Genomic DNA, 14888 nt, shown 5'->3' with positions numbered 1-14888 from the left:
GTTTTGAGCGGGAAAAGGTATTCCCAAGGCAAATTGTGAAGGTTGTAATAGATTGATATGCTTCATTCAGTTTGGGTTTTGTTTAAAAATCTTAGCTACAAACACCAAAAACTGAGATGAATTCCTAATACTGAACTTAACTATCCAGTACGAATTGAATTTTGAAAAATTCAATAGATGAGAAATTAGATCAGGTTTTTGGGTTTATTTTTTTGATCCGAATAAATGTAGTTTGACTTATCTCTGCATAGGGTATTCAAATGTTTTTATTAGGGGTATCAAATGTTAACCCTTATGAAATCGATTGAAATCAAGGTTTTTAGGCTATTATCTTCAGTTTCAATGGCTGAAAAATTAGATCAAAGAGATTTATTTTATTTCTGTCTATCTCTAGTCTATTCCAAATTCTTTTTAAGTGCATTTCTAACCACAGCCCCCCAAGGCTTTATTTGAGATTCTTTCCACTCTCCTTCTGAGGAAGCTACTGGTAGTAACATGGAACAAGTCTCATCTTTATCAGCTATGGACCAGGCTGCCCAGGAAATTTTTCTACTTTCCATCCAATTCAACCAATTCGCCCAAGAGGCTGCATCAATAGGTCCATCACCGGTAGCTTCCATGCCTGCACACTCAGACACGAAAATTGGAAGACCTGCCTGAAAGGCTTTCTCCGCACGGTCTCTCAAATAGTCCTTGTGCGTCGCAGCATAGAAATGAAGAACATACATAAGATTTTCCTGATTTTGAATGGGGTTTTCTGCTACCAAATGTATATCCTGACTCCAGGTAGGAGATCCTACCAAAATCAAATTATCTGGATCATATTTCCTGATTTCAGTAATAATCTCTTCACTGTAAGCTTTCACTTCGGCCCAGGTTTCATAATCCGGCTCATTGAAAAGCTCATAAATCACGTGGGGATTTTCGCCATAGGTTTGCGCCATTTCTGCAAAAAAATCCTTAGCCTGCTCAGGATACAAGTCATGACTATGCCAATCAATGATCACATAGATGTCCTCTGCAATGGCAGCCTCTACTACAGCTTTTATTTTTTGAAGGGCAAACTCAGGGTTTTCCAGATAGGCACCAGCAGGGTCCACTCCCATTGCTGCTCTCACCAAATTGGTATTCCAGTCGCTTTTCAGCCACTTTACAGCTGAAGCATTATAAAATCTTGGCCACCAATTATGCCATCCAAAGCTTACCCCCCGAAGCATCACTGCTGATCCACTAGCGTCTGTTAATTTGCCATCAGTCACTTTAAGCTGTCCAAAAAATTTGACTTCGCCCGTTGGATCTGGGTTAGAAACTGGAGGCGTCGGAACTGGGTCAGGCGCTGACGCTTCTGTGCAAGATGATAAAATCAATCCTGCTATAATTAGGAGTTTTTTCATTAGTTAGGGTTGTTAATTGATGTCCAATTATACACCTACCTATATTCAAACATGGGTATTGATTGTTACCAATATGGGTAATGATCGTTAAGTGAATTGAATTTTGCGCTTTCCAGCATCCCCTCTGGTCGAAATTGAATCAGCAATAAATAGATTCAATTCAACTTTGTGTAAACCTAATTCTGAAAAAAATAGCCCCGAGGCAGGTTTTACTAGGGATAAGTTAGCTTATTGTGATTGTTCAGTAGTTATTTCCTGCTGACGGGCAGCATATTCTGATGGAAGAATTGAAAACTCAGCCTTAAAATGCTTTGCAAAATATTTCGCATTATTATACCCAACCATATATGCAATCTCAGAAACATTCAGTTGACTTTTAGCAAGTAATTGAGAAGCGCGTTTTAAGCGGATGAGCCTGATAAATTCTATAGGACTCTTCCCAGTGATGGATTGCAGTTTTTTGTACAAATGCACCCTACTCATTCCCAATTCCTTACTAAGGAATTCTACAGATAGCTGAGGGTCTTCCATGTACTTTTCTACCAATGCAACCGCCTTTAGAATTAATTGATCGTCAAGAGAAGTTACGTTTACCTCTGATGCATTGATCTGAATTTTATTCCTGTTTTGTTCCTGGATGATATTTCGCTCCCGTAAAAGGTTCTTGATACTTAGCTGCAATACTTCAAGATTAAAAGGTTTCGTCAGATAAAGATTACAGCCACTATCTAATCCCTGAACCATCGTTTCCTCGGATTTTTTAGCTGTGAGCAAGATTACAGGGATATGAGAGGTTTTAATGTCAGTTTTTACTTTTTGACAAAACTCCTTGCCATCCATCTGAGGCATCATCACATCAGAAATGATCAAATCTGGTATATGCTGCTGTGCCAAATCCCAGCCTTGAGCCCCATTAGTAGCGGTAAGAACCTGATAGGAGTCCGAAAGACATTCTTTAAGATAATTCCTAAATTCCACATGATCTTCCGCTATCAGGATCAAATCTTTTTGATTGGCTCTTTCAATCACGTGATCGTCGTCCTCTACTTCCTCCCAATTTTCTTGGATAATCAGGTTAATAGGAATACTCAAGGTGAATACGGAGCCCAAACCAGGTTCGCTCTCTACTCGGATTTCACCATTCATCGTCCTGGCGAAATCCTGAACTAGAGACAAACCAATACCACTCCCTTGGTTGAGTTGCTGCTTGTGCCCCTCCGTAGTATAGAATCTGTCGAAGATCTTATGTTGATCTTCTAGGGAAATCCCTATTCCAGTATCCGAAACTGATAAATTCAAAATCGCCAATTCTTCATTCTCCTGTTGAAGTTCTAAAGTAACAGTGATCCCACCATCTTCTGGCGTGAATTTGAACGCATTTGATAGCAAATTGAAGATGATTTTCTCCAGCTTATCCGGGTCAAAAATAGCTTGCTGACTATTTTTATTTGTCTCAAAGCTCAGGTGGATATGTTTATTTTCAGACAATTCATGAAAATCGGCTACACATTCCTTGATAAACTGAACTATATCCCCTTCTGAAGGATGAAAAACTAGTCCACCTTTCTCAACATTTTTAACATCCAATAGCTGGTTTATCAACTTAAGCAAACGCCTAGCATTACGCTGAATGATTTTATACTGACCTAGCAACCCTATATCATCAGTCTCCGAAATGAGGTGTTCGGTTGGGGTCAAAATCAAGGAAAGTGGTGTCCTGAATTCATGACTCAGATTGGTGAAAAACTTAGTTTTCAATCGATCCAAATCCTGTACTCTTTTGGCTTCCTGCATCGCCTGTTCCCTATCAAATTTCTCCCGTTGCCTTGATATAAGTTGATTTCTGAAATAGAAAATTATGGCAACAATGACTATAAAGTATAAGAAATACGCAATAGGTGTCTTCCAAAAAGGCGCCAGAATTTTTATATCTAATTTGTATTCATGCAAACTCCAGCCATCCAAAACGGTCCCTGGCTGCACTACAAGGGTATAATTCCCAGGATCTAGGTTGGTGAACGTGACTTTCGCCAGATCATCGTTTAGATAAATCCAATCGTCATTAAACCCAATCAATTTGTAGCGGTACTTATTCTTTTCAGGATAAAGGAAATTCAATGCACTAAAACCAATAGAAAATATATTCTCATCATGCCTAAGCACTAGTCTGTCCATATTCTCCAGAGATTTTGGCAAAAGCACTCTATTGCTTAAGATGTCCCCCACTTTGACTTCTTCATTGAACAGCTGGAAATCTGTAAAAACTACAGCAGGATTATTCCGTTCAAAAGCGAAATTTTCAGACTTGAAGATGTTATACCCATTTGGTCCACCAAAAATAAATTCATCCTTACTGGTTCTTATTGCTGAATTTTTGTTGAACAAAGCCGCTTGAAGACCATCTTTTTGGTCAAAATTCTGAAATGTGATGGAATATGGTTCAACATTTCTATTAATCTCGGCAAAAATCAGCCCCATCTGAGAACTGATCCAGAAGTTGTGATCATCGTCCTCTAATAAATCTACAAGATAGGAAGTGGGCAAGCCTTCTTCTTCTCCATAATGAACAAACGAGCTATCCGAAGTATTAAAATAATAGAGTCCAGTCATGCTAGTTACCCAAAGCACACCCTCCTTGTCCATAAATAAATCGGTGGTATTAGAGTCTACTAATCCATTTCCTTCAGTTTCTGAATAAAACCCATTTTCTCCAGTTTCATAGTTCAGCACATTAATCCCACTCCCACCCGAAATCCAAATATTCCCTGATTTGTCTTCGGCAAAACCAGTGATATACTGATTATTAGGGTAAAAAGGAGCGCTACCAGCTGGGTAGTTGTGAAAAACCTTTCTTTCTTTATCCAGCATAGAAATACCTGAACGCAGAGTTCCAATCCAGATTTTGCCAGTACTATCTTCGAAAAGCTTCCAAATACTTGGCCCAGGAATGCCTGCTTGTTTATCCGGTTGATACTGATAGTTTTTAAATTCCTTTCCATCGAAGCTACCCAAGCCATTTAGATAAGTCCCTATCCAAAGAACTCCCTCCCTATCTATCATCAAATCAACTATTACATCACCTATCAGACTGTTTTTAGATTCAGGATCATGTTTATAATGCTTATAAGTGTTTGATTTCCTATCATGATAGTAGAGACCACCTCCATTAGTCCCAATATATAAGTTGCCTAAGCTGTCTTCTGCAAAGGCGTTGACATCATTGAAAGGAAGAGAATTCAGGTCAGAAAAATTTTTTCGGACGTGAGAAAAGCGCAGTAATCCCTGATGGTAGTAGGCAACACCTTTTTTATGAGTTCCTACCCAAATAATATCTTCATTATCTTTATATAAAGAATAAATCACATTATGAGGCATGGTATTATCCAAGGCGTTCTCACCTGTTAAATACTTCACTTTGCGACTAGATTTATCAATCACATTAATACCTCCATGATCTGTACCAAGCCAAATTTGACCTTTCTTGGCTTCAACCACCGATTTTACCATGTTATTATTCAACCGATAATTCCCTCTATCCTCTTGGTTCACCTGCACTTCATGTGTAAAACCATCAACTCTAAAAACACCCAAATCCCGATCAGGGTCATAAATCCAAGCATCTCCATCTGAGTCAATCGTCATTTCATAATTAGCAACAGTTGGGATTTCATCCTTCGGAAGTTTCAGTGTTTTAGTAACAATCAGCCGGTTGGGATCTAGCAAATCTATTACTCCAGTTTGGTGAACCACCCAAATAAGACCATCCGGAGCTTCTCCTACAGCAACTATTTGATTTGAGAATAGGCTGCCGATTTCATTACTTTTTTGCACATAAACAGTTTTCCCTGAATCTTGGTCATATATACTGATGCCTTTTGATGGATGGGTAAACCAAAATCTATTTTGGCGATCTTTCATCAGCATCCCAACTGAGTCCGATGCTAAATGATAAACCGATGAAAAAACTTTCACACCCCTTGAAAATTGCTCATTTTCAGGATTATAAATATCAAAAATACCGTTTACATTTTTGATCCATAGCTTGTCATTAGGGCCTACGAACAGCCTATGGATATTATTATGAGAAATAGAGGTAGAATCTTTTGTATTTAAAAAAACTTTGGTTCGCGTACCATCATATCTGTACAAACCATACGCAGTGCCATACCACATCATTCCGTTTGCATCTCTGATAATGCTGAGAATATTTGAATTTGATAGTCCTAGGTTTTCATCCAGGTTTCTAAAAACGAGCTTCTCAACTTCATCCTGAGCAGAAACAGGTCCTGCCCAAAGCATAAATAAACACGCAATTCCAAATACCACAATTCCTTTCATACACGACAAACTTAGTCATCCAAATTATGAGTTTAAAAAGTAAAATCTTACTCCGCTAACTAAAATTCACAATCCTAGGTTATTTTTTTTAGCAAAAAAGTCCGATTGAATGAAATCAACCGGACTTTTACAAAATTTTAAAAAAAGAAGCTTAGATGAATCTATTTAATAGATTTTCAAAGTATTCTTGCTTTCCACTTGTCTGGATTGGCTCCCCTACTTCTGCTGCATAATTTCTCAAATCTTCAAGAGTAAGTTGTCCTGTTTCGAAGGACTTACCTTTACCAGAATCGAAACTAGCATAACGGTTCTTTCTTCTTTCTAAGTAATCTGACTTTTCCAAGATATCCTGAGCAATCAACATTCCCCTGGCAAATGCATCCATACTTCCGATGTGTGCCAAGAAAAGATCGTCCATATCTGTAGAGTTTCTCCTGATTTTGGCATCGAAATTCACTCCGCCACCTTGAATACCAGCTGAAGTTAACAATACAAGCATTGCTTCTGTCATCTCCTGTAAGTTCATAGCAAACTGATCAGTATCCCAACCATTTTGATAATCACCTCTGTTGGCATCAATACTTCCTAGCATTCCTGCATCGGCACAAACTTGAAGCTCGTGTTGGAAGGTATGACCTGCAAGGGTGGCATGGTTTACTTCAATATTCAATTTGAAGTCTTTATCCAGACCATGCTGTCTCAAAAATCCAATCACAGTTGCAGCATCGTAATCGTATTGGTGCTTAGTAGGCTCCATTGGCTTAGGCTCAATGAAGAAAGTTCCTTTAAAGCCGTTCTTTCTCGCGTAATCACGAGACATGGTTAGAAATTGAGCAAGATGTTCAGTCTCACGCTTCATATCTGTATTTAGCAAAGACATGTAGCCTTCACGACCTCCCCAGAACACATAGTTTTCACCATTCAGCGCTATAGTTGCATCAATGGCATTTTTCACTTGTGTGCCTGCCCATGACACGACATTGAAATCAGGGTTAGTAGAAGCACCGTTCATGTATCGAGGATTGCTGAATACGTTTGCAGTTCCCCATAGCAATTTCACCCCAGTTTCTGCCTGCTTTTGCTTCGCATATTCAGTGATGATTTGCATTCTTTTCTCATATTCTGCAAGACTAGGCCCTTCATCGATCAAATCGATATCGTGGAAGCAATAATAAGGAGCTCCTATTTTTGTGATAAATTCAAAAGCAGCATCCATTTTGTCCTTTGCTCGCTGAATTGGGTCTGCAGCAGCATCCCAAGGGTGAACGATAGTCCCTGGGCCAAATGGATCTCCACCCGTTCCACAGAAGGAATGCCAATAGGCAATAGCAAATTTGAAGTGCTCCTTCATCGTTTTGCCTGCGATGATACGGTTCTCATCGTAAAATCTAAAAGCCAACGGATTATCGCTTTCCTTACCCTCAAAAGGGATTTTATCGATTGAAGAGAAATAAGTTTTTGACATTTTTACTTTGGTTTATTTGGTATTTATAGGTTTGAAATTTAACTCTTAACTCATTTTTCGGATTGACTCTAGATGGTCTTTCCAGGTGGAGTAAACCTCTTCGTAGGGTTCATAGAAATTTTCATTTGGTTCTATTGTTTCCAGCAAATCAAGACCGGCAAAAGCCTCCCTTTCATTTGCAAAAACGCCAGCACCGATCCCCGCCCCTCTTGCAGCTCCCTGAGCTCCGTCCGTATCGTAAAGTTCCAAAACTACTTTATTCATGTGAACAAATGTTTTTCTGAAAACTGGACTTAGAAACATATTTGCTTTTCCTGCTTTCACGGTAGTAAGGTCTAGCCCCATATCCTGCATGATCCGGAAACCAAAGGTAAGCGCTGAAACTATGCCTTCCTGAGCAGAACGAATAAAATGTCTCTTATCATGCTTCAACAGGTCCAGCCCCAGCATATGTGCACCTACATGCTGGTTTTGCATTATACGCTCAGCTCCATTACCAAATGGAATGAACGTCAAGCCTTCAGAGCCAATTGGAGCAGAGCCTCCAAGGTTATTCATTTCATCATACTCAATGTGGGCGGCACCCATGACTTTTTTCAACCAGCTATTTAAAATTCCGGTACCATTTACACAGAGTAGAACTCCATAGGAAGGTTTTTCTTTGGTATGGTTTACATGTACAAAGGTATTTACTCTGGACAGGGGGTCATGAAGAGGTTTATCAGCTACCCCGTAAACGGTGCCTGATGTACCTGCTGTTGTAGCTAATTCACCAGGCTTTAAAACTTGAAGTGAAAAAGCATTGTTAGGCTGATCACCAGCCCTATATGAAATAGGTATTCCTTCTTCCAGCCCGGTGATTTCAGAAGCAAAAGCAGAGACTCTTCCTTGTATAGAATAGGAAGGAACTACGTCAGGAATCCAAGATTTAGAGATCTGATAGTTTGCTAATACTTGATCACTTAGTCCATTTTTTTGAAAATCCCAAAATATCCCCTCAGACAAACCTGTCTCGGAAGTACAGATTTCCCCCGATAATCTCATCGCGATGAAGTCTCCAGGAAGCATCATTTTATGAATTTTAGCCGCAATAGCTGGCTCATTCTCTATGACCCATCGTAGTTTGGAAGCCGTAAAATTACCTGGTGAATTCAAGAGGTTTTTCTGACAGTATTCTTCTCCAAGATCTAGATAGGCTTTTTCTCCTATCCCTACTGCCCGGCTGTCGCACCAAATGATTGATGGTCTAAGTACATTTTGATCTTTATCGACCAGCACAAGACCGTGCATTTGGTAAGCTATACCAATCCCTTTCAATTCGCCTTTCTTAACTGATGTTTTGTTCAGAACATAGCGAATGGAATGCTGTACATATTTCCACCAACTATCTGGATCTTGTTCAGCCCATCCTTTTTCGGGAGAATTTATAATCATTTCCTCCTCTGGAAATGCTTTTGATAATATTGACTTACCTGTATCAGCGTCAAGTAGTGAGGTTTTGACAGAGGAGCTTCCAATGTCAATCCCTAATAATAATCGTCTCATTTAAACTATTTTTTACCAGAATACGATGTACAAAGCTGCAGTTATTCCCGCAATCAAAACAGCACCAATTTTGAACTTGGTACTTGTCTTAAACAATTCTTTGTTGATCTCAATACTGTTTGGATGATCTTTTCCTTTACCTTCTACCAAACTTATGATGATCATAAGTGCGGCTAAAACCAAGAAAACTACCCCCATTCGATCTAGGAATGGCAGATTAGGGAAAACAATCTTTAAAACCACTGAGAGTGGAATACTTAAGGCCGCACCTGTTAATGCAGCGTTTGAAGTCGTCTTCTTCCAAAATACACCAAAGAAGAAAATGGCAAACACACCTGGACTAATGAAGCCTGTATATTCCTGAATAAACTGGAATGCCTGATCCAATGCTCCCAGAGCTGGAGCAACAATAGAAGCTATTCCAAAAGCAACAAGTGCTGTAATTCGTCCTACTTTCACCTGATCGGCCTCAGTAGCATCTTTCTTGATGTATTTATTATAGATATCCATCGTGAAAATAGTAGAGGTACTATTGGCCATAGACGCCAAGGAAGATACAATAGCTGCTGTTAATGCTGCAAAAGCAAGGCCTTTTAGCCCAACTGGCAACAATTGAAGTAAAGTAGGATACGCTCTATCAGATTTAACTATTCCGGTCACTGGATCCTTCATTGACTCAATAAAGCCAACGTCAATTCCATCTTTCACTATAACCCAGGCTGCAATTCCAGGAATCACCACGATAAGTGGCATCAATAATTTCAAAAAGCCTGCGAAAATCATCCCCTTCTGCGCTTCATCCAGGCTCTTAGCTGCCAGCGCTCGCTGAGTGATGTATTGGTTAAATCCCCAATAACTCAAGTTGGTAATCCACATACCACCCACGAGCACAGAGATCCCCGGAAGGTCAAGGTAAGCATCACGCTCTCCTCCAGCGCCATCTGGAATCATCATTTCTCCTTTACTCAAAATCATAGAAAAGTGACCAGGTACTTTTTGGCGAAGCAAATTTAGACCTTCCCAAGCGTCACCACTTCCTACCATCTGTAGCGCGATGTAAGTAGTCGCTAGACCACCTGCGATCAGAAATACTACTTGAATCACATCTGTCCAAGCTACAGCTTTAAGACCACCATAGATGGAGTAAATCATAGCGAAAAGCGCCAGTCCAAAAATACCATATCCTAAAGGCACATCTAAAATGGTATTTAAACTTAATGCTCCCAGGTATAATACAGATGTCAGGTTGACAAAAACATAAAGAAGCAGCCAGAAGATGGCCATGGTAGTTCTTACACGAGTATCGTATCGATCAAGTAAGAATCCGGGCATGGTGTAAATACCCTTTTTGATATAAACTGGCAGGAAGAAAATTGCAACTACTAATAAGGTGACCGCAGCCATCCATTCATAAGTAGAAATGGCCAAACCTAGGGCGAAACCCGAGCCTGACATACCAATAAACTGTTCTGCTGAAATGTTTGAAGCAATTAATGAAGCTCCTACAGCCCACCAAGGCAATGCCTTAGAAGCGAGAAAATAATCGGAAGAGTTTTTAACGTGCCCCTTCTTTTCACGTGATACAAAAATACCCATCCCTATGATGAGCAAGCAATAGCCTATAAAGACGGCTAAATCTAAAGGTTCTAAGAGCATAAATGTTAGGTTAGGTTTGGGAGGTTAGTATTCTTGGGTATTAGACTAATCTTGGTAGAATAGGCCGTTAAAGATAATATTTTCATTATAATGACCGTCATAAAAAGTAGCTATTTCCAAATCATTCAAATAAATCATTTAAATATTGAAGGGGAAAAGTGGAGTATCGAACCTTCCTAAAGCTCTCTAAATAACTGACTCCCGTACAGTTACTAACAAATACTTGATCTGCATCTTCCAAGTCTAAGGGTAAAAACTCACCTTCTTTAAAAGGAATTTTCATTAAGCCCAAATAGTTTAAAATCACCTGACGACTTACACCATTAATACAACTACAACTCAAAGCCGGTGTAAAAACAACTTGATCTTTAATCCAGAATATATTTGATGATCCAGATTCTGAAATGAAACCCCTATGATCAAGAAGTATAATTTCATCTAACCCTCTTTCTTTTCTCTCCAGGTTCGCCAGAACGTAAGACAAAGCATTAAGCGTTTTAAAGGAGGACCAAACGGAAGGAAATACTTGTATTTTTAATGCGACATCAACACTCTTCTTGACTTTAGGTGCTGGTTTGAATTCAGATATTTGAATTGTTTGTGTGACTTCATTTCTTTCTGGTGTGTATTTGCCTTGGCCACTTCTATAGACATTCCATCTGACGCGTTTTCGTTGATTTGGGAAATTATCGGCAAGAAACTGAATTAGTCCTTCCGCATTAATACTTGTTTCTTCAAGGCTTAAAAGTCGCATTCCATCTGTAAGCCTCTTGAGATGTTTCTCGAAGAATCTTATTTCTTTTAGATCCCAAAGCATTGTTTCAAACAGTCCATCACCAAAGTTCATAGCTCTATTGGGAAACTCAACGGAATCCAGACATACCCAATTAGTGGCAGAAGAAGAATTAATATACATTGTTTCGATTTCGATCATAAAACTGTTCATTATCGGTCATAAAGACTTTTTGTTTACTAATTTCTATGTTAAACTATGTCAACACATGACCATTTAAATCCTATTCTATGCAATAAATAAGAATTTTTGTATGATTTACATACAACGATTTTACCTTAGCATCAAAATTGGAACATACAGACCTAGATGGCAAATAAAAGTAGCGTTTTTGATATGATCGGACCGATAATGATAGGGCCATCCTCCTCGCATACTGCTGGAGTAGTTAGAATCGCTAGAGCAGCAATCCGTGTTTTAGGAGGAGTTCCTGACGAAGCAGTCATTACATTTTATAACTCATTTGCCAGAACTTATGAAGGTCACGGCAGCGATCGAGCAATAATCGGTGGCTTGATGGATTTTAAAACCGATGATGCCAATATTAAAAACTCGCTTGAAATAGCTAAGGAAAAAGGTTTAATCTATAAATTTAAATCCATCGGAAATTCCTCTATTCATCACCCTAATACCATTAAACTCAATTTAAGAAAAGGAGAAAGAAAAGTAGAAGTGGTAGGTGAAAGCCTAGGCGGAGGTGTTATTAATATTGCCGAAGTGGATGGTTTTGTAGCTAATTTCTCAGCAGCAGACCATACTCTTATTATTAAAGCTGAAGATATTGCAGGCGCAATCGCTTTTATATCCTCTGTCATAGCACAGTCAAAAGCCAACATAGCCACCATGTCTGTTTCAAGAAAAGGGAAAAATGACCTTGCTTGTCATGTGATCGAAATGGACTCTGGCCTCAATAAAATAACCTTAGAATACTTGAAATCACTATCCTGGATTACCGAACTAATTTACATACCTGACATTGACCTTTAACCACACCATGAGAAAATTCCTACTGGGTATTACCCTAGTTTCAGGAATTTGTTTTTCCACTATTGCACAAGAACCAGTGGTTCCTACATTTCCTTTAGATTTGGAAACGGCCGTTGATATTGCATTGAAAAACAACCTGACGCTGAAAAGAAGTGAACTAAACCAACTTTCCAACGAAGCCACGCTCTTACAAAATCAAGGCGCAAGATATCCTAGTTTATCAGCAGGCGGTTCTACTAATTTTAATTGGGGTAGATCTATTAACCCTGCTACTAACCTATTTGAAACGCAGAGAATTGGTAACATTAATCTAAATGCCTCTGCAAATGCTACGTTGTTTAATGCTGGAAGAATCAATAATACCATCAATCAGACGAAAACAATTTTGGAGCAAGGCCTATATAATATAGAGGCAACCAAAAATACAATTACATTAAATGTCATCAATTTCTACATTAATGTAATCTTCAATCAGGAACAGGTAAAAATTGCTGAAAACCAGCTTTTAACTACCCAAGAGCAACTGGAACGAACCACAAAATTGGTTGATGCTGGTTCGCTCCCATATTCTGACCAGTTAGACCTACAATCACAACTCGCTACCAACAACGTAGATTTGATTAATGCCAAAGCGACATTGAACGGATCTCTGTTAAACTTGGCTCAAGCACTACAGGTGCCTTACTCAAGTGATTTCCAAATTGAAAAACCTGAACTTACCATTGACGACAACTTCATGGTCTCTGAATCTCCAACGTCCATCTTTGAGACGGCAGTAGAAACTATGCCAGAGATCAAGGCAGCTGCCCTTGGAGTAGAAAGTGCTAAATTAGGAATCAAAATAGCAAATGCAGGCTACTATCCTTCCGTTTCAATAGGCGGGAATTTAGGCACCAACTATGTAGATCTATATGACCTTGAATTTAGCGAGCAGGTAAATACGAACTTTTCACAATCTGCCGGTATATCCCTAAGTATTCCTATCTTCTCTAGGATGAATAATAAAGCTTCAGTGCAGCGGGCAAGAGTTCAGCAACGATTGGCAGAAGTTTCAGAATTGGAAGCAAGAAATACGCTGAGACAAGACATAGAGACAGCATTTACAAATGCAAATGCTTCGGAGCAGTCCTATCAGGCATCCCTATCTCGAATCGAGAGTTTGAAAGAGTCATTTAGAATCGCTCAACAAAGGTTTGAACTAGGGGCAATTAACTCAGTGGACTTTCAGGTAGCTCAAAACAACCTGTTTTCTGCGCAATCACAACTCGTTTACGACAAGCATACTTATATTTTCAGAGTAAAAGTTCTTGATTTTTACCTAGGTAACCCCATTAATTTAAATTAAACCATGGCCAATAAGAAATCAAATAAGCTATTGTACTACCTATTAGGAGCTATAGTAGTACTAATCATATTCGCAGTAATCGCAAGAAATGCCGGATGGGTAGGTGGAGAAAATGAAACCCAGGTGGAAGTTGCTACTGTTAAAAAAGCGGCCATCATAGAAAAGGTATCTGCCTCTGGAGAGATCCAACCTGAAGTGGAAGTCAACCTGAGCCCTGATGTTGCTGGGGAAATTATAGAATTGAACGTGAAAGAGGGAGATTCTGTAGCAGTTGGAAAGCTTTTGGTGAAAATCAGACCTGATAACTTTATTTCAGCATTAGCTAGAACCAGAGCCAATTTCAACCAGCAAGAAGCTAACCTTTCTCAATCAAAGGCTGCCCTACAGAGATCAGAAGCCCAATTCACTCAAGCTGAGCAAAACTTCAACAGGCAAAAGACGCTATATGAGCAAAAAGCTATTTCTCAGGCAGACTACGAGCAGGCACAAGCAACCTTCATCTCAGCTCAGAAAGACCTTGAAGCTGCGAAACAAAGTGTACTAGCTTCAGAATTCGTTGTGAAAAGTTCTCAGGCATCTGTGAATGAAGCTGAAGAAAACTTAAGATTGACAAATGTATATTCCCCTGTAAGTGGTATCGTTTCCAATCTTTTGGTAGAGCAAGGTGAACGTGTGGTAGGTACACAGCAAATGGCTGGTACGGAAATGTTGACTATCGCTGACCTATCTAAAATGGAAGTTAGAGTAGATGTAAACGAAAATGATATCGTGAGATTGAGTCTGGGTGACACTACTATCATTGATGTTGATTCCTATGCATACACTGGAAAAACTTTCAAAGGAGTTGTTACGAGTATAGCAAACACAGCGAATACTAAAGCCTCTGCAGATGCCGTGACCGAATTCAAGGTGAAAATTAGAATTCTTAACGATTCCTACCAAGAGTTAGTAGATGAAGGCAAAAAATATCCTTTCAGACCAGGAATGACTGCTTCAGTTGAGATAATTACCAATTCAAAGAGCAATGCACTTTCAGTTCCTCTGGCAGCAGTGACTACAAGAGAAAATAAACTTGATACTATAGGAGCTGGAACTACCCGATTGAAAGAGTTGGTATTTGTGAATGAAGGTGGAGTTGCTAAGTTGAAAGAAATCAAAACTGGCATCTCTGACTTCCAGAATATAGAAGTTTTGGAAGGCCTTGCCGAAGGTGATCAAATTATCTCTGGCCCTTATTTTATTGTAAGCAAAGACCTGAAAGAAGGTGATAAAGTAGCCCCTATAGAAGGAAAATCAACTGCGATAAAGCAAGATTAATTTGCTTCCGTAATTAAACCTCAAAGAAAAAGCCCTGTGAATTAAAAA

The 14888-nt window shown here is 39.2% G+C and carries 9 protein-coding genes; 3 read left to right on the top strand and 6 right to left on the bottom strand.

Annotated features, from left to right (window positions below; all coding sequences use genetic code 11):
- Positions 1-395 precede the first annotated feature (395 nt).
- The 6 genes from QOL76_RS12105 to QOL76_RS12080 form a co-directional block, all read right to left on the bottom strand.
- On the bottom strand, positions 396-1394 hold the full coding sequence (locus tag QOL76_RS12105; protein WP_283413228.1) for a glycoside hydrolase family 5 protein: 999 nt from the start codon (positions 1392-1394) through the stop codon (positions 396-398).
- 228 nt (positions 1395-1622) lie between these two features.
- A complete protein-coding gene (locus QOL76_RS12100) occupies positions 1623-5732 on the bottom strand; it encodes a hybrid sensor histidine kinase/response regulator transcription factor (protein ID WP_283413227.1) in 4110 nt (1369 codons plus the stop codon).
- 151 nt (positions 5733-5883) lie between these two features.
- A complete protein-coding gene (gene xylA, locus QOL76_RS12095; protein WP_283413226.1) occupies positions 5884-7197 on the bottom strand; it encodes a xylose isomerase in 1314 nt (437 codons plus the stop codon).
- A gap of 45 nt (positions 7198-7242) precedes the next feature.
- Positions 7243-8742 carry a xylulokinase gene (locus QOL76_RS12090; protein WP_283413225.1) on the bottom strand — a complete coding sequence of 500 codons (1500 nt, stop codon included), beginning with the start codon at positions 8740-8742 and terminating at the stop codon, positions 7243-7245.
- A 12-nt stretch (positions 8743-8754) separates the two neighbouring features.
- Positions 8755-10398 carry a sodium/sugar symporter gene (locus tag QOL76_RS12085; RefSeq protein ID WP_283413224.1) on the bottom strand — a complete coding sequence of 548 codons (1644 nt, stop codon included), beginning with the start codon at positions 10396-10398 and terminating at the stop codon, positions 8755-8757.
- 121 nt (positions 10399-10519) lie between these two features.
- Positions 10520-11332 carry an aminotransferase class IV gene (locus tag QOL76_RS12080; RefSeq protein WP_283413223.1) on the bottom strand — a complete coding sequence of 271 codons (813 nt, stop codon included), beginning with the start codon at positions 11330-11332 and terminating at the stop codon, positions 10520-10522.
- 168 nt (positions 11333-11500) lie between these two features.
- Between QOL76_RS12080 and sdaAB the strand changes: the two genes are divergently transcribed.
- From sdaAB to QOL76_RS12065, 3 genes are read left to right on the top strand one after another with little or no spacing between them, the layout of a single operon-like run.
- Complete coding sequence (gene sdaAB, locus QOL76_RS12075; protein ID WP_283413222.1) at positions 11501-12178, top strand: L-serine ammonia-lyase, iron-sulfur-dependent subunit beta; 678 nt, start codon at positions 11501-11503, stop codon at positions 12176-12178.
- Positions 12179-12185: 7 nt separating this feature from the next.
- Positions 12186-13523, top strand: coding sequence for a TolC family protein (locus QOL76_RS12070; protein WP_283413221.1), 1338 nt, complete (start codon positions 12186-12188; stop codon positions 13521-13523).
- 3 nt (positions 13524-13526) lie between these two features.
- Positions 13527-14840 (top strand): efflux RND transporter periplasmic adaptor subunit, encoded by a 1314-nt coding sequence (locus QOL76_RS12065; RefSeq protein ID WP_283413220.1) that lies wholly within the window; start codon positions 13527-13529, stop codon positions 14838-14840.
- The last annotated feature ends 48 nt before the right edge of the window (positions 14841-14888 follow it).

Origin of the sequence: Algoriphagus winogradskyi, from assembly GCF_900182815.1 — a bacterium.
GTDB classification, from domain to species: Bacteria; Bacteroidota; Bacteroidia; order Cytophagales; family Cyclobacteriaceae; genus Algoriphagus; species Algoriphagus winogradskyi.
The sequence above is the reverse complement of the archived record's forward strand: the minus strand, read 5'-3'. Positions and strand labels throughout refer to the sequence as shown.

Bases quoted from the DNA above. Each gene is read 5' to 3' on its own strand.
- QOL76_RS12105 (WP_283413228.1), bottom strand. From the start codon at position 1,394: ATGAAAAAACTCCTAATTATAGCAGGATTGATTTTATCATCTTGCACA.
- QOL76_RS12100 (WP_283413227.1), bottom strand. From the start codon at position 5,732: ATGAAAGGAATTGTGGTATTTGGAATTGCGTGTTTATTTATGCTTTGG.
- xylA (WP_283413226.1), bottom strand. From the start codon at position 7,197: ATGTCAAAAACTTATTTCTCTTCAATCGATAAAATCCCTTTTGAGGGT.
- QOL76_RS12090 (WP_283413225.1), bottom strand. From the start codon at position 8,742: ATGAGACGATTATTATTAGGGATTGACATTGGAAGCTCCTCTGTCAAA.
- QOL76_RS12085 (WP_283413224.1), bottom strand. From the start codon at position 10,398: ATGCTCTTAGAACCTTTAGATTTAGCCGTCTTTATAGGCTATTGCTTG.
- QOL76_RS12080 (WP_283413223.1), bottom strand. From the start codon at position 11,332: ATGATCGAAATCGAAACAATGTATATTAATTCTTCTTCTGCCACTAAT.
- sdaAB (WP_283413222.1), top strand. From the start codon at position 11,501: ATGGCAAATAAAAGTAGCGTTTTTGATATGATCGGACCGATAATGATA.
- QOL76_RS12070 (WP_283413221.1), top strand. From the start codon at position 12,186: ATGAGAAAATTCCTACTGGGTATTACCCTAGTTTCAGGAATTTGTTTT.
- QOL76_RS12065 (WP_283413220.1), top strand. From the start codon at position 13,527: ATGGCCAATAAGAAATCAAATAAGCTATTGTACTACCTATTAGGAGCT.